Below are 17261 nucleotides of genomic sequence, written 5' to 3'. Positions count from 1 at the left end.
AAGCGGATTAAAACGGCCAACTCATGCGACGGAGTGGGTGATCCGTCCGGTGTAGGTACCACCGGTGACCCCGGTGGGCACCGCGATGATGACCGTCGGATTCCAGGTCACCCTGTTGTTGCCGTTTCCGGTCGTCTTGCGGAACGCGATCCGGGGCGCGCTCAGCACCACGGCCTGGGCACTCGTCGGCTGTCCGGGCACGAGCGTCCCGCCGCCGGTCGAGCGAGTCGCCGGCCCCGACCAGTAGGAGACCCGACTGTTCGCGATGGTCTGACTCGGCCCGGCCGCCCCGGTGGTGTAGGCCGTCGACGTCACGGTGACGACCCACGAGTTGGGGTTGACCGGACCCCGGAAATCCCTGACCGTGACCGGCCCGAGCGGACCGCTGATCGAAGCACCGACCGGCGCCGCGCCATAGCTGCGGGTGCCCGGCACGGTGATGTTGAGGCCGGTCTGTTGCAACATCCCGAGGAACGCTGGCGCGGCAGCCGGCCGGCTGGCCGGGTACGCGGTGGCAACCGCGTCGGCCGGCCGGTGGCTCAGGCCGGCCGCGACCAGTGTCACGCCGAGCAGTATCACAGTGATACGCACGTAAGTCACTATACGAGCAGGATGACCGTTTTCGTGGCTGAAGTAAACTAGTGGGGGTTATTCGCCGCAGGTCAGAGCGCCGTCTCGGCAGCCGCCAGGAACGCGTCGTTCTCGGCCGGCGTACCAATGGTGACCCGGACCCCGTCACCGGGGAACGGCCGCACGATCACCCCGCGCGCCTCGCAGGCCGCGCCGAACGCCGCCGCCCGCTCACCCAACGGCAACCAGACGAAGTTGGCCTGACTCTCCGGCACGTCCGGCACCAGCTTGCGCAGTGCCTCGGTGACCCGCGTCCGCTCGGCGATCACCAGATCACAGCGGCGGCGTACCTCGTCGGCCTGACCGAGCGCGGCCAGCGCCGCCGCCTGCGCCAACGCGCTCGTGCCGAACGGGGTGGCCACCTTGCGGACCGCCGCCGCGACCTCCGGATGCGCGACCAGGTAGCCGACCCGCAGGCCGGCCAGCCCCCACGCCTTGGACAGCGTCCGCAGCACCACCACGTTCGGCCGGTCACCGTAGGCGGCCAGCCCGTCGGGCACCTCGGCGTCGGTGACGAACTCCCGGTACGCCTCGTCCAGCACCACCAGCACGTCGTCCGGCACCGCGTCGAGGAACCGGTCCAGCTCGGCCCGCCGTACGCTCGTCCCGGTCGGATTGTTGGGGTTGCAGACCAGCACCAACCGGGTCTGCTCGGTGACCGCCGCCGCCATCGCCGGCAGGTCGTGGCCGTGCGTCGCGGTGTTCGACACCCGCCGGCTGCTCGCCGCCGTGGTCGCGGCGATGATCGGGTACGCCTCGAACGACCGCCACGAGTAGACGATCTCGTCACCGGGCAGGCAGGTCGCGCGAACCAGATGCTCGCACAGCGCCACCGAACCGCAGCCGGTGACGATCCGCTCGGCGGCCACCCCGAGTCGCTCGGCCAGCTCGGCGCGCAGCGCCAGCACCCCCATGTCCGGGTAGCGGTGCGTCGACGCGGCGGCCTCGGTCACCGCCTCGACCACGCCCGGCAACGGGCCGTACGGGACCTCGTTGCTGGCCAGTTTGATCGCTTCCGGCAAACCGAGGTCGCGGGCCAGATCGACCGGGCTGCGCCCGGGTACGTAACTGGGCAGGGCGTCGAGGTCGGCACGGGTCAGACCGAGCGATGGGGGCATCGGGGAGCCTCCTGTCATGCGGAGCTACCAGGGGTGGTGGAGCGGTCCCCGCCAGGGGTGCCGGGAGTCGTGTCGTCTTGACCGGAGGATCCGGTATCGCCTTGACCGCGGCGCGTGGTCGGCGCGGGCGCCGGTAGCCGCACCACGACGGTCTGCGCGGACTTGTCGTGCAGGGCCTGCCGCAGCGGCCGGTCGAAGAGCAGATAGATGCAGTCGATCAGTTGGAAGACGAACCCGATACAGCAGATCCAGAGCAGGGTCGGCAGGCCGAGGGTGTTCCAGCGGCGGAACGACCGGGCGAAGCCGAGCTGCCCGTCCGGCTCCACCGGCACCACTTTGAGCCGGGTCAGCCGTTTGCCGAGGGTCTGGCCGGTGTTGGCGGTCGCCGGCACCTCGTACGCCCACCAGATCGCCGCCGCGAGCAGGATGATCACCATCTGCAGTCCGGAGGCCCGCTCGGTGACCTGCGGGACGCCCTCGGCGGAGCGGTCCCCGGCCAGCGACCGTCGCCAGATCTCGGCGAACGTCGGCCAGGTCTCCACCACGTACTGCCAGACGAACCAGCCGTTGATGAAGATGTTGAGCAGCAGCACGGCACCGATGTCGATCAGCCGCGCCACGAACCGTGCCCCGAGCGGCGCCAACGCCATGCCGTGTGGGCGGGGCTCCGGCGGCGGCAACTGGTACGCCGGCCATCCGGGCGGCGGCGGTGGGTAGCCCGGCGGCGGATACCCCGGCGGTGGGTAGCCCGCTGGCGGATACCCCGGCGGTGGATACCCCGGTGCTGCCGGGTATCCGGCCGGTGGCGGGTAGTCGGCCGGCGTCGGATGTCCGGCCGGCGGAGCAGGATGACCAGGTGCACCCGACGGGATCGGCGGCGGGTTGCCCGGCGGTTCCGTTCCGGGCCCGGCCGACTGCCCGGCCGACTGCCCGGCTGGCTGGGTGGCCGACTGCGCGGCCGGCTCTTCCACCGGTGGCGGTCCGTCCGGCGGGGTGGCGTCCGCCGGGAGCGCGGCACCGATCCACCCGCCACCGTCCCAGTACCGCTGAGTCGTGGGTTCGGCGGGGTCCTTGTACCAGCCCGGGGGGATCGCACTCACCGGACGGACCCCACGGGACGACCGGCCGATCGCGGCGGTGCGTTGTGCAAGCTCACCATGGCACCTTAACGACCGGCCCGGTCCGCTTCGCAGCCCGTACGGACGTTGCGGGTGCTCAGAGGTTGCCCCGGCTGGCCTGCTCCCGCTCGATCGCCTCGAACAGTGCCTTGAAGTTGCCCTTGCCGAAGCCGAGTGAGCCGTGCCGCTCGATGAGTTCGAAGAACACCGTCGGCCGGTCCTGGACCGGCTTGGTGAAGATCTGCAGCAGGTAACCGTCCTCGTCCCGGTCGACCAGGATGCGGCGGGCCTTCAGCTGCTCGATCGGTGCCCGTACCTCACCGATCCTGGCCCGCAGCACCGGGTCGTCGTAGTACGAATCCGGGGTGTCCAGGAATTCGACACCGGCGGCGCGCATCGCGTCGACCGACGCGATGATGTCGTTGGTGGCCAGCGCGATGTGCTGCACCCCGGGCCCACCGTAGAACTCCAGGTATTCGTCGATCTGTGATCGGCGTCGGGCGACCGCCGGTTCGTTGAGCGGGAACTTCACCTTTCGGCTGCCGTTGGCGACCACCTTGCTCATCAGCGCGGAGTAGTCGGTGGCGATGTCGTCGCCGATGAACTCGGCCATGTTGGTGAAGCCCATGACCCGTCGATAGAACTCCACCCATTCGTCCATCCGGCCGAGTTCGACGTTGCCGACCACGTGGTCGACGGCTTGGAAGAACCGCTTCGGCTGCGCACCGGCGGCGATCATCGGCTGCCGGTCGACGATCGGGGTACGGGCCACGAAGCCCGGCAGGAACGGACCGGTGTAGCGGGACCGGTCGACCAGGGTGTGCCGGGTGTCGCCGTAGGCGGCGATGGCCGCCGTACGTACCGTTCCGCCGTCGTCGGTCCGCTCGGCCGGGGCGACCAGCCCGGTCGCGCCCTGCGTGATGGCGTGTGCGTACGCGGCGTCCACGTCCGGTACGGCCAGCGCGATGTCCACCACCCCGTCGCTGTGCCGGGCCAGGTGGTCGGCGCCGGGCGCGTCGGGGCGCACCGGGCCGCGCAGCACGAACCGGGCCGCGCCGCTGGTCAACACGTACTCGGCGTGGTCGCGGAAACCCTGCTCCGGACCCCGGTACGCCACACAGGTCATGCCGAAGGCGGTCGAGTAGTAGTGCGCCGCCTGTTTGGCGTTGCCGACCAGGAAGGTCAGGTGGTCGACGCCCTGCACCGGAAACGGATCGTGGGGGTCGGTGGAGTGGGCGGCACCGTCGTGCACGGTGGTGGTGCCGGCCCGGCTCGTGGTGTCGGTCAGGTGGGTCATTGTGTGTCCCCCTTCGCGCGCTGGTGGGGTGGATGTCCGCCTGACGGCAGGATCGCCGGGGTGGGGACGGTTGGGCAAGTGTCGCCAGATCCGCTGGTCACCCTGTACAGCAAGTAAGGTCGTGTGGCATGGATCCTGTGCACAACGTCCAGCTGGATCGGCTCGACGCTGACCTGATCGACCTGCTCACGACCGAGCCCCGCATCGGTGTGCTGGAATGCTCCCGGCGGCTGCGGGTCGCCCGGGGCACGGTCCAGGCCCGGCTGGACAAGTTGATCGCCCGTGGGGTGATCCAGGGATTCGGCCCACAGGTCGCGCCGGCCGCGATCGGGTACGGCGTGACCTCCTTCGTCACCCTGGAGATCGGTCAGCGGCACGGACACGAACCGGTAGCCGCCCACCTGCGCGGCATCCCGGAGGTCTTGGAGGCGCACACCATCACCGGGTCCGGGGATCTGCTCTGCCGGATCGTCGCCCGGTCCAACAGCGACCTGCAGCGGGTGCTGGACCGGATCCTGGCGTACGCCGGGATCCGCCGCGCGTCGACGATCATCGCGCTCGCTGAGCAGATCCCGTACCGGATCCTGCCGTTGGTCCGGGCCGCCCCGGGCGACGCGCGGGCCGCCCCGTAGGCGGCCGGTCCGGATTGATCGCGCTGGTCAGCACGTTTGTCCATGATTTGACCACAGCGGACGGGTTTCGTTCGGCATTGCGGTGACGTTCATTGATTCTAGAGTGGATCCGGGAAGTGGTCGTCAGAGGAGGCGCCGGGATGCGGCAGAGATCGTCACCCACGGATCACATACCTACCCCGGTACGGTCGTCGACGCATTGGCGGACGCATTCGCGGACGCATTCGCCGCGGGTGCGGTCGTGGCCGCACCCGTGCCGGTCGAGGAAATCGTCCGAAACGCCTCCATCGATGTCCGGAGCTACGCATGGACCACCGGAGTGGGCGTACCGCAACCGTCGCGTCATCTGGTTGAGTCGACCGATCAGCTGTTCGACGACGTACGCGGGCGACTGACGCCGTAGGGGGCGGTGCCGGACGGGACCCGGCACCGCCCCCTACGGATCCCCGCAGAGCGCGTCGCCCAACGCGGTCCGTTCGTAGCGGACCTCCCGCCCGGCCCGGACCCGCCGGGCCAGCCCGGCCTCGCGGAGCACGGCGAGATGCCCGCCGACGGTGCCCAGTGCCGCGCCGGACTGCGCGACCAGTTGACTGGTGGTCGCCGGCACGGCCAGGGCCCGCAGCACCGCCGCCCGGCTCGGCCCGATCAGCCGGTCCAGCCCGTCGGCGGTACGGTCGCCGTCCGGCGGGCCGAACAGCCCGGCGACGCCGCGCGCCCGGTAGCTGATCCCGTACGGCCACGGCGGGTCGAGGTGCAGGGCCAACGTGCCGAAAACCGTCGGTACGAACAGCAGTCCCCGGCCACCGAGCCGGTGCCGTCCGGGGCTGAACCCGTCGACGGTGATGAGGCCCGGGTCCGGCTCCCAGTGCAGTCGGGCGTCGAGGTCGGCCAGCGCCGAGGACCAGCCGTAGGTGGTGAGCCGCCCGGCCCGGTAGATCACGTCGCGCTCCAGGATGGCCCGCAGCCGTGGCCAGTCCGGGGCGATCAGCATCCGCCAGGCGGCGTCGATCGCGTCGGCGAAGCGGTCCACCACGTCGTCGGCGGCGAGTAGCCGTCCGGCCGCTCCGGCGGGAGGTGGTCGGCCGGCGAGGCTGCGGGCGATTTCGTCGCGGGCCTGTGCCAGCGGGGTGGCCCGGACCACGGCGAGCTGGTCGGCGAAGGTCAACCCCACCCCGTCCGGCGGCGGCTGGACGAAGTCGGCGTTGTAGCCGTGCCGGTGGTAGAGCGACCGGATCGCCGTGATGCCGGGCTGGCTGCGGCGCAGCAGCTGGTAGCGCTCGCGATGTCGGTGCACCCAGGGCAGCAGCGGCCCGGCGGCGGTGGTGCCGGCGAACAGCCGTAGCGCGGCCATCGTCTCGCCCAGCGGCGAGATCGCGAACCGGCTGGCCGCGATGTCGCCGGAACTCACCTCGATCCGCATCCGCCGTGCCCGCCCCTCGCCCGCCCGTTCCGCGCCGTACCCGTCGCTCGCCCGCCTGTGGCTCGCCCGCCTCGACCTTTCGCTGTGCGCCGAAAGGTTACCGCCGACCCGCACCCCGACGGCATGCTTCGCCGGTGACCACCACCCCCACCACCAGTAGCGCGCCGCCGGCCGAGCGGGCCACTTTCCGGGACCTGTTCGCGGTGGCCGAGTTCCGGGTGATCTTCGCCAGCTACGGCATCTTCATGATCGGCGAGACGGTGAAGATGCTGGCGCTGTCCGTACTCGTCTTCGAGCGCACCGGGTCGCCGCTGCTGGCCGCGCTGGCGTACGTCGCCGGGTTCCTGCCCAGCGTGCTCGGCGGGATGTTCCTGCTCGCGTACGCCGACCGCTGGCGGCCGAGGGCGGTGATGGTCGGCTACGACCTGATCCGGGTGGCGACCGTGGCGGTGCTGGCGCTCGGGGTGCTGCCGCCCGGTGGCGCGCTGGCGTTGGTGTTCGTTGTCGGGCTGGCCTCCCCGGTGGCGTCGGCCGCCCGTACGGCGTTGCTGCCGGATCTGCTCGACGGCGACCGGTACGTGCTGGGTCGGGCGTTGTTCACGATCACCGCCGGGGCCACCCAGGTCCTCGGGTTCGCGGTCGGTGGCGCGTTGATCGGCCTGCTCGGCCCGTACGGCGCGCTCTGGTCTACCGCCGTGACCTGCCTGATCTCGGCGGCGCTGATCCGGTTCGGGTTGACCGACCGCCCGGCCCGGGTGGCGGCGGTGGCGGGGGTGGTCCGGCCGGGCGCGGTCCGGGAGACCTGGCGGGTCAATCGGCAGTTGCTCGCCGACCGGCCGGTCCGGGGGCTGTTGTTGGCCAACTGGTTGCCCGGTTCGCTGCTGGTCGGGGCGGAGGGGGTGGTGGTGCCGTACACCGGTGGTGACGGGGCCGGGGTGTTGTTCATGGCCGGTGCGGCCGGGATGCTGCTCGGTGACCTGGTGGTCGGCCGGTGGGTGACGCCGGCCCGGCGCGAGGCGGCCACCCCGTGGCTGGCGCTGCTGCTCGGGCTGCCGATGCTGGCCTTCGTGGCCGATCTCGGGCTGGTGGTGGCGGCGGTGCTGTTCGGGGCGGCGACGTTCGGTTTCTCGTACCACCTGGGGTTGGCCCGGCGGTTCCTGGACGCGGTGCCGGCGCAGCGGCGCGGCCAGGCGTTCGGGCTGTCCCACATGGGGATGATGACCGGGCAGGGGTTGGCGGCGGGGGCGGCCGGCCTGGTCGCCGAGTGGGTGGCGCCGGGGCTGGTGATGGCCGGGTTCGGGGCGCTGTCGCTGGTCGCCACCCTGTTGCTCTGGCGACAACTCCGGGTACCGCGCATGAATGTCCCCCGACACGCCTAAATGCCATATTTCGGTCGGATGGCTGTCTGGTCGACCGGCCCGGCTACGGTGGCCCGATGGCGAAGGGGAGCGCGCCGTGCGTGAAGTGCTACCTGGCCTTCGCGCTCGTCATCGTCATCGTGCTCGCCGCCACCAACGTCTGGAACCCGTTCCCCAACCTGTGGGAGTGGGTCAACCGCAGCCAGCCACTAGCCAGCCCCGACGTCACCTGGCAACAGCGCATCGGCGGCACCCCCCAGAGCGTCACCATCACCGATCGCGCGGTGATCGTCGAGCACCGGCTCACCGTGGAGGGCCACAGCCTCGCCTCCGGCAACCGGATCTGGGAACGCAAGGCCGACTGGGCGGCCGTCGCCGGTGACGCCACCAACCAGGTCGTCGTCAGCGGCAAGCTACTGGTCCCCGGCTACGACGTGGTCAACCCGGCCACCGGCGCGGTGCTGCGCGCCGACTCCGAAGCGGTCGCCGTCTGGACCTACCGCGACGCGCTGCTCGACGTCCGCTGCGCCAGCCCCCGCGAGTGCACGCTCACCGCCTGGGACCCACGCGGAAGCACCCCACGCTGGACCACCAATTTGCCCGGCATGGGGTTCGTGCTGTTCGCCGACAACCCGCAGCTGCTCGGCAGCCGGCCGCTGACCACCCCGGACGTGGCGGAGGACGCCGGCGGGCCGCCGACCATGCCGACCATGCTCGGGTTCCCGATCGACGGTCGGATCCACGTGGTCGAAACCATCCGTGGCCGTGCCCTCCAGGAGCTGGAGCAGGGCCGGCACGAACGGATCGTGGTGTTCGCCGGCCGGGCCTTCACCCTGACCGCCACCCCCCGCGACGGGGCCTGCTACTTCAGCGCGCGAGCCCACGACCCGATCACCAACCTGGCCGTGTGGCAGCGCACCGGCATCAACCTGCGGACCGCCGAACGGATCGGTTGCGCCCAGCGGCAGAACCCCACCGGCGGTGCCAGCGTGCTCGTCGGCACCGCACCTGACATGCGGGAAACAGTGCTCGACGCCTACGACGGCCGGGTGCTGTGGAGCGGGACCGCCGGGCAGGAGGTCCGGGCGGTCGACGACCGGTACGCCCTGGTCCGTGCCGCCGACGGCGAGACCCTGCAGACGTACGCCCTGCCGAACCCGACCGCCCGGTGGACCCGCCCGGTGCACCCCGACGCCGGATTCGCGCTCACCCGGCACGCGGCGCTGGTCGTGGACCAGAAACCGGACCGGGTGATCGCCCTCGATCCGGCCACCGGGGCCGAGCTGGCCAACCTGCGTACCGAGGCAAAGGTCCTCGCGGTCGGCCCCGCCGGCATGGTCATCGGCGACGGCCGGGAGATCGGCTACGTCCGATTCGCCGGGGCCGCCGGGTCGGACCCCGGCACCGGACGGGACGATCCCGACGCCCCCGATCCTGGTCCCACCTGCGGCGGCGTCAAACAGCAGGAGTGTCCGCCCGAACTTGGCAAGGACGGCTGATTCCCCGGCCGGCGGCGGCTGACCCGGCCGGCGGCGGCTGACCCGGCCGGCGGCGGCTGACCCGGCCGGCGGCTGATCCGGCCGGCGGCGGCTGATCCGGCCGGCGGCGGCTGATCCGGCCGGCGAGGATACCGGTTCGGCTGGCGGCGGCGGCCGAGGAGCAGCGGTTACCCGGTCGGCCGGCGACTGGCCTAGGCTTGCCGCTCATGAGCAGTGCTGCCCCGTTCTCCCACACCCCGCTGCTTCCCGTCGGGAACGACCTGACGGAATACCGCCTGATCAGCGACGAAGGCGTCGACGTGGTGCACGGCCCCGGCAGGCGCCGGTTCCTCACCATCGACCCGGCGGTGCTGACCGCGCTGACCGCCGAGGCGATGCATGACATCGCTCACTATCTGCGCCCGGCGCACCTGGCCCAGCTGCGGGCGATCATCGACGACCCGCAGGCGTCACCTAACGACCGGTTCGTCGCCCTCGACCTGCTGCGCAACGCCAACATCGCGGCCGGCGGGGTGCTGCCGATGTGCCAGGACACCGGCACCGCGATCGTGATGGGCAAACGTGGCCGGCACGTGCTCACCGACGGCACCGACGAGCGGGCCATCGCCCAAGGGGTCTACGAGGCGTACACCAAGCTCAACCTGCGCTACTCACAGCTCGCGCCGATCACCATGTGGGAGGAGCGCAACACCGGGACCAACCTGCCGGCTCAGATCGAGCTGTACGCCGAGGACCCGGGCGGGCAGCCGGACGCCTACAAGTTCCTGTTCATGGCCAAGGGCGGCGGCTCGGCCAACAAGTCCTACCTCTACCAGGAAACCAAGGCACTGCTGAACCCGACCAGGATGATTCAGTTCCTGGAGGAGAAGCTGCGGCTGATCGGCACCTCCGCCTGCCCGCCGTACCACCTCGCCATCGTCGTCGGCGGCACGTCCGCCGAGTTCGCGCTCAAGACCGCCAAGTACGCCAGCGCCAAGTACCTGGACAACCTGCCGACCAGCGGCAGCATCGGCGCGCACGGCTTCCGGGACGTCGAGCTGGAGGCGCAGGTACTCGAACTGACCCGTCAGTTCGGCATCGGCGCGCAGTTCGGCGGGCGCTACTTCTGCCACGACGTACGGGTGGTCCGGCTGCCCCGGCACGGCGCCTCCTGCCCGGTGGCGATCGCCGTCTCCTGCTCGGCCGACCGGCAGGCCGTCGCCAAGATCACCCCGTCCGGCGTCTGGCTGGAGAAGCTGGAGACCGACCCGGCCCGCTTCCTGCCCGACGTCACCGACGAAACCCTCGCCGCCGACGCCTCCGCCGACGCCGACGTGGTCCGCGTCGACCTCAACCGGCCGATGGCCGAGATCCGCGCCGAGCTGTCGAAGTACCCGGTGAAGACCCGGCTGTCGCTGACCGGCCCGCTGGTCGTCGCCCGCGACATCGCCCACGCCAAGATCGCCGAACGGCTGGACGCCGGTGAGCCGATGCCGCAGTACCTGCGCGACCACGCCGTCTACTACGCCGGACCGGCGAAGACCCCCGAGGGGTACGCGTCCGGCTCGTTCGGCCCGACCACGGCCGGGCGGATGGACGCGTACGTGGAGAAGTTCCAGGCCGCCGGCGGTTCGCACGTCATGCTGGCCAAGGGCAACCGGTCCGCGCAGGTCACCCGCTCCTGCGGTACGCACGGCGGCTTCTACCTCGGCTCGATCGGCGGCCCGGCGGCCCGGCTGGCGCAGGACTGCATCCGGCGCGTGGAGGTCCTCGAATACCCGGAGCTGGGCATGGAAGCCATCTGGAAAATCGAGGTGGAGGACTTCCCGGCGTTCATCGTCGTCGACGACAAGGGCAACGACTTCTACGCCGAGGTGACCAAGCCGGTCCTCACCGTCGGCCGCCGCTGACCGAAGCCGTCGGTGGCCGCGAGGGCTTCGCCCGTGTCGCCGGTGTTCGGGTCAGCCCCGACGGTCAAAGGTACGAAGCCCGTAGATGGCGCGGGAATCCTGGCCGTTGTCGCGGTCGGACAACGTCAGGTGCTCGTTGGGATCTCAGACACTTCGATGTAAAGAGTCGGGGGCGCGGCCGTCCGCGTCGTCTCGGTCAGTCGTCGACGGACACCGTCGGACGGGAACGTCGTACCGCCAGGAGCAACAGGCCACCGGTGAGCAGCAGCGCGCCGCCGACGCCGCCGATCGTCGGTACGTCCGGTACGCCGCCGATCGTCGGTACGTCCGGTCCGGTCACCGGCAGTCGACGTTCGCAGACGGTCATCTCACCACTGGGCGGTCGATCGTGCTGTCCGGATGGACCGGACGCTGCAAAAAACCTGCAAACGCCAGCTCTTGCACTCCCGGAAACCGCTTTCCTATAGTTGTTTCACTGATGTTTCACTCTGTAGCCGGGCAGGGGCATATCGGGCAGTGCCACTAGCGGAGTGAGAGTCGTACGGCGATCCCGCGTCGTCCGTACGGCACGGGAGATCCATCGCACCCAACCCGTTGTTGGCACCAGTGCCTGCGTTGGTCGCACCGCCGCGACATGTCGAAGCACGTCGTCGCGGCCTCGGCGCGGTCAGCACGATCTCGCGACCCGTGCTGCGCATTCATCGGTCGATTCGGTTCCCGAACCGGACGCCGACCCACCTCGACAAGTGCATTCCACATCGGTGGCGTGCCGGGTGCTGCCCGGCGGAGGGCCGGCAGCCCGAACGGCTCGCCCGACGACACGCGGTAACCAGTCACGAACCCACAGCGTTCAACGATGAAGGCGAGGCAACACATGAGACGACCTGTCACATTGCGGCTCCTGGCGGCGGGTGCCGCCACCGCCGTGGCGGCCACGGTCGGCGTGGCGCTGTCCATCCCACAGGCGTCGGCGTCGGTCACCGGCCGGGCGACCGGTTTCGCGACCCAGAACGGCGGCACCACCGGCGGTGCGGGCGGGCAGGTCGTCCGCGCCACCTCGGGGACCGCGATCCACGCCGCCCTGTGCAACCGGGCGAGTAGCAGTACCCCGATCATCATCGAGGTGCAGGGCACGATCAACCACGGCAACACCAGCAAGGTGTCCGGTGACAGCTGCAACACCGCCGACGGGGTGATCGAGCTCAAGCAGATCAGCAACGTGTCGATCGTCGGGGTCGGCGGTGGGGCCGTTTTCGACCAGGTGGGCATCCACATCCGCGAGGCCAGCAACATCATCATCCAGAACGTGACGGTGCGTAACGTCAAGAAGTCGGGTTCGCCGACGTCCAACGGCGGTGACGCGATCGGGATGGAGTCCGACGTCCGCAACGTGTGGGTCGACCACGTGACCCTGGAGGCGTCAGGTGGCGAGTCGGAGGGCTTCGACGGTCTGTTCGACATGAAGAACAACACCCAGTACGTGACGCTGTCCTACAGCATCCTGCGCAACTCGGGCCGGGGTGGTCTGGTCGGTTCCAGCGAGAGCGACCGCTCGAACGGCTACGTGACCTACCACCACAACCTGTACGAGAACATCGATTCCCGTACGCCGTTGCTGCGTGGCGGCATCGGCCACATGTACAACAACTACTACGTCAACCTGCGGGAGTCCGGCATCAACTCCCGGGCGGGTGCGCGGGCCAAGGTGGACAACAACTACTTCGAGGACTCCAAGGACGTCCTCGGCACCTTCTACACCAGCGAGGCCGGCTACTGGCAGGTCGGCGGCAACATCTTCGACAACGTGAGCTGGTCGAGCCGTGGTGGGGACACCAACCCGGCCGGGCCGAACCCGCAGTCCAACACCAGCGTCAGCATTCCGTACTCGTACCCGATGGACGGGGCGAGCTGCGTGCCCAACCTGGTCCGGCAGCTCGCCGGCGCGAACAAGGGCAACCGGGTGTCGAACGGCAGCTGCACACCGCAGAGCCCGCCGCCGACGACCGCTCCGCCGACGACCGCTCCGCCGACGACTGCCCCGCCGACGACCGCTCCGCCGACGACCGCCCCGCCCACCAGCCCGCCGCCGAACCCGGGCGGGACCAACCTGAGCATCGGGGCCGGCTCCGACGGGTCGAGCAAGGCCAGCGGCACCAGCTACGGCGACGTGCGCGATGGTGACATGGGCAGCTACTGGTCGCCGAACGGATCGACCGGCCGGATCTCGATCAAGTGGGGGTCCGACACCAGGGTCGGCGCGATCAACATCCGGGAGGCGTCCGGTGCCGTCGGCAACATCGGGTCGTGGCGGGTCGTCAACAACGACAACGGCGCTGTCCTGGCCACCGGTAGCGGGGCCGGCGTGATCACCTTCTCGCCGACCACCCTCCGGAAGATCAACTTCGAGATCACCAGTTCCAGCGGTACGCCGAGGGTCGCCGAGTTCGAGACGTACGGCGGCTGACCAGGCCCTGCCCTGCGGCCCGGTCCGGCAGTGGCATCGCTGGAAACGGTAGTCGCGCCACGTGGCGGAACACGAGCGGGGATCGTCGCACCTGACGGTCCCCGCTCCACCGCGTCGCGCGTGTCCTGACTGACCGGTCGGGCGGCGGGACTGGTCAATCTCGCGGGTCGACGACCGTGATTCCCGCGTCCTTCGCGGCAGCAGCCAGCCGGTCGTCGTAGGTGGCCAGGCCGGTCAGGTCCGTGCCGAGGACCCGCGCGGTGGCCAGGTGAATCGCGTCCAGTGACCGCAGCATCCGGTCCGGCTCGTCCATCGCCGCGTTCACGACCTCGTCGTCGATGCTCACGTAGCCGAAGGCCGACAGGAGGGCTCTCGCGTCCGGCAGGGCCACCGGCATGACCCGGCTGACGGCCCGGATCACCTCGATCCGCAGTAACGTCGAGCTGACCCACGAAGCGCCGCCGCTGTCGTCGTAGAACGCGGCGAACGCGCGGGAATGGCTTTCTTCGGCCAGCAACTTGAGCGCGGCAGACGTGTCGATGTAGTAGAGACTCACCAGTCTTCCTCGTCGCGCAGCGCCGCTAGGGTGTCCCCCAGCCGGTCGGTGCCGTCCCCGGCCCGCATCCGTGGCCGGAATCCCGGCCGTACCGCCAACTGTGCCCGGCCTGCCTCGACCAGGCGGTCCAGCGCTGGCGTGGGCTCACGCTCGCCCACCGGCACGATCCGCGCCACCAGTCTTCCGTACTCCGTCACATCGATCGTCTCGCCGTGTCGCACCCGCGCCAGCACCTCGCTGGTGTTGTGGCGTAGCTCCCGAAGACCCACCGAGTGCTCACTGAGAGTCATGGCACCAATGTATCACAATTTTGTGGCCACATGGACGGCGGCCGACGTCGTGGCCCGATCTGGGCGGCCGGCATCGCGGGGGGAGAGGGGACCCGGCCATCACACCAGTCTCTGCGATGATGGCGGGATGTCCGCCGGTGCCACCTCGCCCGCCCAGCCGTTCGCGCACCTGCAAGCGCAGAACGTCGCGCTGTACCGGGACGTGCTGAACGCCTTCGTCCGGGCGAAACGTCGGTTCACCGTACATCTGCGTCCGGAGGACGTCCTGGCCGAGATCGGTCCCGGGGCGTCATTGGAGGCCGTCGCGGCGGCGCTGGCCCAACTCGCCGACTGGGGCAACCTGCGGGCCGACCCGGACACCGGACGGGTCACCACCGTGGAAGACTTCCACCGCGCCCGCTACCTCTACCAGCTGAGCGCGCACGGCCACGCCGCAGAGCAGGCGATCACCACGTACGAGGAGGCGATCGGCCGGCGCGGTGCCCTGCAGTCGGTGGCGCTGTCCGACATCGCCGACCAGCTGCGCGCCCTGCTGGGGATCGCCACCGAGGCCGCGACCGGGTCCGCGTCCGACCCGGCAAAGACCCACCTGCTGATGCTGAGCCTGGTCGAGCGGTTCACCGGGCTGGCCGACAACGCTCAGGCGTTCATGGCGTCGCTGCGGCGGGCCGTCGACTTCGCCGACGCGGACGTGGCGGCCTTCCTCGCGTACAAGGAACAACTGATCACCTACATCGAACGGTTCATCGCCGACCTCGCCAACCGGGGCGCGGAGATCGCCGGCCTCGCCCACCAGATCGAAGCGACCGGCGTAGGCCCGCTCCTGGAGATCGCGGCCCGCCGGGAGGCCGCCGACGCCGCACCCGGCGAGGATGCCGACGACCAGGCACTGCACCAGGCGCGGGTGGTCTGGCAGCAACGCTGGAACGGGCTGCGGGACTGGTTCGTCAGCGGCGACGCCAGCCGGCAGTCCCAGGCCCGGCTGCTGCGTACCGCCGCCATCGGCGCGATCCGGCAACTCCTCGGCGCGGTGGCGTCGATCAACGAACGCCGGGCCGGCCGCTCGGACCGGTCGGCCGACTTCCGGTCGCTGGCGCTGTGGTTCGCGCAGGCCCCCGACGACGAGGCCGCGCACCGGCTGTGGCACACGGCGTTCGGCCTGTCGCCGGTACGGCACCTGACCGTCACCACCGAAACCCTGACCATGGTCGAGCAACGACCGGTACCGGCGTCGACGTCCTGGGCCCTGGCACCCCGGCTGGAAATCAGCCCCCGACTGCGCAAGACCGGATCGTACGAGCGGCGCGGCTCGCCGAGCCGGGTGCTGGACCGTTCCACACAGCGACGCCAGCTGGCCGAGCGCGCCGAGCGGGAGACCGCGCAGACGGCCCGCGCCCGGGCAGCGCTGGCGACCGCCGGGCCCGTTCCGCTGTCGCGCCTCGGTGAATTGGACACCGCCGAGTTCCGACTCTTCCTTCAGCTGCTGGGCGACGCGCTGGCGGCCCAGCCGCCGGGCGCGGCGCAGGTGAGCACCACCACCTCCGACGGCACGCTGCGGGTACGTCTGGTCCGCGTCGACGGGGCACCGCCGGTGCGGATCGTGACCGCCGACGGGGTGCTCACCGGGCCGGAACATCTGGTCGACATCACCGACCTGGCTCCGACCGGAGGTGACCTGGCCGCTGCCGGAGGTGACCTGGCCTCTGCCGGAGCTGACCTCGCGTCGGTCGGGGTGCCCGGATGAAGGCGCGCGGCCCGGCCGATGGCGACTCCTCCGGCCGGTTGCCGCGGGCCGCCCGGCTGCTGCTCGCCCGCCCGCTGCTGGTCGCCGGGCTGACCCCGGACGAGGAGTTCCGGCTGGTCCGCACGTACGCCGCGGAGCTGCGCGAGTGGTTCGACCGGGAAACCGGGTGGCGGCTGGTCGCCGACGCCCAGACGATCCGGCTGATGAAGCTGACCGCCGACCCGGACGACCAGACCCACCCGGCCCGGGACCCGAAGGCCAAGACCCCGTTCTCCCGGCAACGGTACGTGTTGACCTGCCTCGCCCTGGCCGCGCTGGAACGCGCCGACGGGCAGATCACCCTGGGCCGGCTGGCGGAGGACGTGGTGCTGGCGGCCGCCGATCCGGCGCTGGCCGCCACCGGGTTCACGTTCGCCCTGGACCGGCGGGAGCGGCGGGCCGACATGGTGGCGGTGGTGCGGCTGCTGCTGCACTGGGGGGTGCTGCGCCGGGTGGCCGGCCACGAGGACGCGTACCTCGGCACCAGCGGCGACGTCCTCTACGACGTGGACCGGCGGGTGATCGCCGGGCTGCTGGCCAGCAGTCGTGGCCCGTCGATGATCGGTGACGTGGCACCGGACGGCCGGTTGGCGGCGCTGATCGTCGAGGTCGTGCCCGACGTCGACGACGCCCGCAACCGGGCGTTGCGGCACCGGCTCACCCGCCTGCTACTCGAACAGCCGGTGGTCTACTACGACGAGTTGACCGAGGCCGAGCTGACCTACCTGACCAGCCAGCGGTACGCCATCCTGAACCGGATCGCCCAACTGACCGGGCTGGTCGGCGAGGTACGGGCCGAAGGGGTCGCGATGGTGGACCCGGCCGACGAGTTGACCGACGTCCGGATGCCGGCCGAAGGGATGCAGAGCCACCTGACGTTGTTGCTGGCGGAGCGGATCGCGGTGGCCGGCCCGGGCGGGCTGCGGGTCAGCGAGCTGCACCGGCACACCCGTGAGCTGGCCCGGGCGCACCGGTCGTACTGGCGGAAGCACGCCACCGATCCGGGTGCCGAGATCGAACTGGTCGCCACCTCGGTGGACGCGCTGCGCGCTCTCAAGCTGATCTCGGTCGAGCCGGGCGACGACCAGCTGGTCGTCGCCCGCCCGGCGATCGCCCGGTACGCGCTGGCGGAGCCGACCATCCGGGAGACCCGTACCGCCGCCCGCTGACCATTGCGTTCCACCGATGATCCGTTACGCCGACGAGA

At 70.9% G+C, this 17261-nt stretch carries 15 protein-coding genes; 7 read left to right on the top strand and 8 right to left on the bottom strand.

Annotated elements, in window-relative coordinates; genetic code table 11:
* Positions 1 to 21: 21 nt before the first annotated feature.
* The 4 genes from O7632_RS30510 to hppD all read right to left on the bottom strand — a co-directional run bounded on the left by O7632_RS30510 (position 22) and on the right by hppD (position 4163).
* Complete coding sequence (locus tag O7632_RS30510) at positions 22 to 591, bottom strand: hypothetical protein (protein ID WP_278119351.1); 570 nt, start codon at positions 589 to 591, stop codon at positions 22 to 24.
* A gap of 71 nt (positions 592 to 662) precedes the next feature.
* Positions 663 to 1748, bottom strand: a complete 1086-nt coding sequence (hisC, locus tag O7632_RS30505) for a histidinol-phosphate transaminase (protein WP_278119349.1) — start codon at positions 1746 to 1748, stop codon at positions 663 to 665.
* A gap of 14 nt (positions 1749 to 1762) precedes the next feature.
* The gene (locus O7632_RS30500; protein ID WP_278119347.1) at positions 1763 to 2848 is read right to left on the bottom strand and encodes an RDD family protein; all 1086 of its coding nucleotides are present in this window, start codon (positions 2846 to 2848) and stop codon (positions 1763 to 1765) included.
* A 115-nt stretch (positions 2849 to 2963) separates the two neighbouring features.
* A complete protein-coding gene (gene hppD / locus O7632_RS30495; RefSeq protein WP_278119345.1) occupies positions 2964 to 4163 on the bottom strand; it encodes a 4-hydroxyphenylpyruvate dioxygenase in 1200 nt (399 codons plus the stop codon).
* 128 nt (positions 4164 to 4291) lie between these two features.
* Here hppD and O7632_RS30490 point away from each other — a divergent pair, with 128 nt between their 5' ends.
* Positions 4292 to 4795 (top strand): Lrp/AsnC family transcriptional regulator, encoded by a 504-nt coding sequence (locus O7632_RS30490; protein ID WP_278119344.1) that lies wholly within the window; start codon positions 4292 to 4294, stop codon positions 4793 to 4795.
* 436 nt (positions 4796 to 5231) lie between these two features.
* On the opposite strand, the gene O7632_RS30485 is transcribed toward O7632_RS30490, so the two are convergent.
* Complete coding sequence (locus tag O7632_RS30485) at positions 5232 to 6215, bottom strand: DUF5937 family protein (protein ID WP_278119342.1); 984 nt, start codon at positions 6213 to 6215, stop codon at positions 5232 to 5234.
* 134 nt (positions 6216 to 6349) lie between these two features.
* Between O7632_RS30485 and O7632_RS30480 the strand changes: the two genes are divergently transcribed.
* The 3 genes from O7632_RS30480 (at position 6350) to O7632_RS30470 (ending at position 10961) form a co-directional block, all read left to right on the top strand.
* Positions 6350 to 7594: an MFS transporter gene (locus O7632_RS30480; protein WP_278119340.1), complete on the top strand. Its 1245-nt coding sequence runs from the start codon at positions 6350 to 6352 to the stop codon at positions 7592 to 7594.
* A gap of 56 nt (positions 7595 to 7650) precedes the next feature.
* On the top strand, positions 7651 to 9072 hold the full coding sequence (locus O7632_RS30475) for a PQQ-binding-like beta-propeller repeat protein (protein ID WP_278119338.1): 1422 nt from the start codon (positions 7651 to 7653) through the stop codon (positions 9070 to 9072).
* Between the two features lie 206 nt (positions 9073 to 9278).
* Positions 9279 to 10961, top strand: a complete 1683-nt coding sequence (locus tag O7632_RS30470; protein WP_278119336.1) for a fumarate hydratase — start codon at positions 9279 to 9281, stop codon at positions 10959 to 10961.
* Between the two features lie 196 nt (positions 10962 to 11157).
* Here the strand turns inward: O7632_RS30470 and O7632_RS30465 are convergent, their stop codons facing one another.
* On the bottom strand, positions 11158 to 11328 hold the full coding sequence (locus O7632_RS30465) for a hypothetical protein (RefSeq protein WP_278119335.1): 171 nt from the start codon (positions 11326 to 11328) through the stop codon (positions 11158 to 11160).
* 507 nt (positions 11329 to 11835) lie between these two features.
* Between O7632_RS30465 and O7632_RS30460 the strand changes: the two genes are divergently transcribed.
* Positions 11836 to 13425 carry a pectate lyase gene (locus tag O7632_RS30460; RefSeq protein WP_278119333.1) on the top strand — a complete coding sequence of 530 codons (1590 nt, stop codon included), beginning with the start codon at positions 11836 to 11838 and terminating at the stop codon, positions 13423 to 13425.
* Positions 13426 to 13579: 154 nt separating this feature from the next.
* On the opposite strand, the gene O7632_RS30455 is transcribed toward O7632_RS30460, so the two are convergent.
* Both O7632_RS30455 and O7632_RS30450 read right to left on the bottom strand, forming a co-directional pair.
* Entirely contained in the window at positions 13580 to 13981 is a 402-nt protein-coding gene (locus O7632_RS30455) for a type II toxin-antitoxin system VapC family toxin (protein ID WP_278119332.1), read from the bottom strand.
* Entirely contained in the window at positions 13978 to 14271 is a 294-nt protein-coding gene (locus O7632_RS30450) for a type II toxin-antitoxin system prevent-host-death family antitoxin (RefSeq protein WP_278119331.1), read from the bottom strand. The genes O7632_RS30455 and O7632_RS30450 overlap by 4 nt, the downstream gene beginning before the upstream one ends.
* A gap of 127 nt (positions 14272 to 14398) precedes the next feature.
* On the opposite strand from O7632_RS30450, the gene O7632_RS30445 reads away from it, so the two are divergent.
* Together O7632_RS30445 and O7632_RS30440 are read left to right on the top strand one after the other, a co-directional pair.
* Positions 14399 to 16015 (top strand): TIGR02677 family protein, encoded by a 1617-nt coding sequence (locus tag O7632_RS30445; RefSeq protein WP_278119330.1) that lies wholly within the window; start codon positions 14399 to 14401, stop codon positions 16013 to 16015.
* Positions 16012 to 17223 (top strand): TIGR02678 family protein, encoded by a 1212-nt coding sequence (locus tag O7632_RS30440; RefSeq protein ID WP_278119328.1) that lies wholly within the window; start codon positions 16012 to 16014, stop codon positions 17221 to 17223. Before O7632_RS30445 ends, O7632_RS30440 begins: the two co-directional genes overlap by 4 nt.
* Positions 17224 to 17261: the final 38 nt, after the last annotated feature.

Origin of the sequence: Solwaraspora sp. WMMD406, assembly GCF_029626025.1 — a bacterium.
In the GTDB taxonomy this organism is placed as follows: Bacteria; Actinomycetota; Actinomycetes; order Mycobacteriales; family Micromonosporaceae; genus Micromonospora_E.
This window is presented reverse-complemented; position numbering and strand designations above follow the sequence as displayed.

What these genes read in the sequence shown, in the direction of transcription:
- O7632_RS30485 (WP_278119342.1), bottom strand. Translation starts at nt 6,215, where the DNA reads ATGCGGATCGAGGTGAGTTCCGGCGACATCGCGGCCAGCCGGTTCGCG.
- hisC (WP_278119349.1), bottom strand. Translation starts at nt 1,748, where the DNA reads ATGCCCCCATCGCTCGGTCTGACCCGTGCCGACCTCGACGCCCTGCCC.
- O7632_RS30490 (WP_278119344.1), top strand. Translation starts at nt 4,292, where the DNA reads ATGGATCCTGTGCACAACGTCCAGCTGGATCGGCTCGACGCTGACCTG.
- O7632_RS30445 (WP_278119330.1), top strand. Translation starts at nt 14,399, where the DNA reads ATGTCCGCCGGTGCCACCTCGCCCGCCCAGCCGTTCGCGCACCTGCAA.
- hppD (WP_278119345.1), bottom strand. Translation starts at nt 4,163, where the DNA reads ATGACCCACCTGACCGACACCACGAGCCGGGCCGGCACCACCACCGTG.
- O7632_RS30465 (WP_278119335.1), bottom strand. Translation starts at nt 11,328, where the DNA reads ATGACCGTCTGCGAACGTCGACTGCCGGTGACCGGACCGGACGTACCG.
- O7632_RS30470 (WP_278119336.1), top strand. Translation starts at nt 9,279, where the DNA reads ATGAGCAGTGCTGCCCCGTTCTCCCACACCCCGCTGCTTCCCGTCGGG.
- O7632_RS30475 (WP_278119338.1), top strand. Translation starts at nt 7,651, where the DNA reads ATGGCGAAGGGGAGCGCGCCGTGCGTGAAGTGCTACCTGGCCTTCGCG.
- O7632_RS30460 (WP_278119333.1), top strand. Translation starts at nt 11,836, where the DNA reads ATGAGACGACCTGTCACATTGCGGCTCCTGGCGGCGGGTGCCGCCACC.
- O7632_RS30440 (WP_278119328.1), top strand. Translation starts at nt 16,012, where the DNA reads ATGAAGGCGCGCGGCCCGGCCGATGGCGACTCCTCCGGCCGGTTGCCG.
- O7632_RS30450 (WP_278119331.1), bottom strand. Translation starts at nt 14,271, where the DNA reads ATGACTCTCAGTGAGCACTCGGTGGGTCTTCGGGAGCTACGCCACAAC.